Origin of the sequence: Pseudonocardia nigra (assembly GCF_019396355.1) — a bacterium.
GTDB classification, from domain to species: domain Bacteria; phylum Actinomycetota; class Actinomycetes; order Mycobacteriales; family Pseudonocardiaceae; genus Pseudonocardia; species Pseudonocardia nigra.
The window spans coordinates 1-1,245 of record NZ_JAHKRK010000473.1; the positions used below are offsets into that span (position 1 = coordinate 1).

Below are 1,245 nucleotides of genomic sequence, written 5' to 3' on the forward strand. Positions count from 1 at the left end.
GATCTTCGGCTTCAACACCTGAAAGATCACCAGGGGTCGCGCTCCCCTCACACCGGCCCCTCAAACGAGTCCACCACCAGGGGCAAAACCGACATCAGACCCAAACGGCAAGAACGCCGGGGCCCTGGCCGGTTACCTGGGCACCAAAGCGATGGAACCGGTCAGCATGAAGCTGTACGAGATGGAATCGGAGCAGGACCGGGCGCGCGAGGACGCGGCTCGCCCCGGGCCACCGTTCCAGGTGGCGGCCGAGAAGCTCACCAAGGCGTTCGAAATCCAGCTCAGCGAGCAGCAGATGAGCCGCCTCAGCCTCGCCTTTCACTACGGGCTGGCGATCCAGTGGGCACCCCTGTACCCGCTGCTACGCCGCCGCACCAACCTCAACCCCGTCACAGCCGGGCTCGCCACCGGCGCTGCCATGAGCGTCATCGCCGACGAGCTGATGACCCCGGCGTTCGGGTTCAGCGCTCCGAACCTCGACTACCCACTCGTCACCCACGTCCGCGGCTTCCTCGCCCACCTCGCCTTCGGGCTCGCCGTCGCGGCCGCCGTGGAAACCGGGTGGACCCTGCTTCGGAACCGGCCGTGACCGCGACCGGAGACGCTCAACGACGCCGCCGCCGAGCTCAGCAGGTAGGTCTCGCCTGGCTCGCCGCGCTCGCGGCAATCCTCGCCTGCTGCGGGGTGAAGCTGGTCATCCTTGCCGCGCTGCTCATCCCGCCCGGCTTCCTCACCCGCAACGTAGTTATCGGCGCCGTCGGGCTGACGCTCCTCGCCGTGTTGCGATCCGCCGCTGCCACCACTGCGACGGCAGCTGCCACCTCCCTTCGCCGGAATCGCGGCAGGAGCAATCCGGACGAACAGCCTGAGTGCGGCGTTTGTTCGTCCGGCGCTGCCGCGTCGTCCGCTACCCGGATTCTGACGTTCCCCCCGTAGCACGGACACCTGCGGTTTTGCTGCTGCTCCGCTCGGGGGCCGCACACGGCTACGACCTGGCACGAAGGCTCTCCGCGGTGTTCCCCGGGATGAAAACGCCCAAGGATGCGGGCCTGGTGTACCGAGCACTGAAAGGGTTGGAGGCCGACGGCGCGGTGCGCTCACACTGGGACCACTCCGAACGTAAGCATTCAGCCCGATCTTGAGCGTGACCTCGTGTCGGGGTCAGTGTGATCTTGGCGGCAGTGGCGTGTCGATCACGAATGATCGGCTGGTCTGCGGTGTGATCTTGGGGTGTCCGAGCCGGAG

3 protein-coding genes are annotated in these 1,245 nt (G+C 67.2%); all 3 read left to right on the plus strand.

What is annotated here, in order from left to right; all coding sequences use genetic code 11:
• The first annotated feature begins 166 nt into the window (after positions 1–166).
• The 3 genes from KME75_RS41670 to KME75_RS47405 are packed head-to-tail and all read left to right on the plus strand — an operon-like array spanning position 167 to position 1,142.
• Positions 167–589 carry a DUF1440 domain-containing protein gene (locus KME75_RS41670; RefSeq protein WP_246633841.1) on the plus strand — a complete coding sequence of 141 codons (423 nt, stop codon included), beginning with the start codon at positions 167–169 and terminating at the stop codon, positions 587–589.
• On the plus strand, positions 586–936 hold the full coding sequence (locus KME75_RS41675) for a hypothetical protein (RefSeq protein ID WP_219420504.1): 351 nt from the start codon (positions 586–588) through the stop codon (positions 934–936). Before KME75_RS41670 ends, KME75_RS41675 begins: the two co-directional genes overlap by 4 nt.
• Positions 870–1,142, plus strand: coding sequence for a PadR family transcriptional regulator (locus tag KME75_RS47405; protein ID WP_372452774.1), 273 nt, complete (start codon positions 870–872; stop codon positions 1,140–1,142). Before KME75_RS41675 ends, KME75_RS47405 begins: the two co-directional genes overlap by 67 nt.
• Positions 1,143–1,245: the final 103 nt, after the last annotated feature.

Coding starts and splice junctions, on each gene's coding strand:
- KME75_RS41670 (WP_246633841.1), top strand. CDS start 167: ATGAAGCTGTACGAGATGGAATCGGAGCAGGACCGGGCGCGCGAGGAC.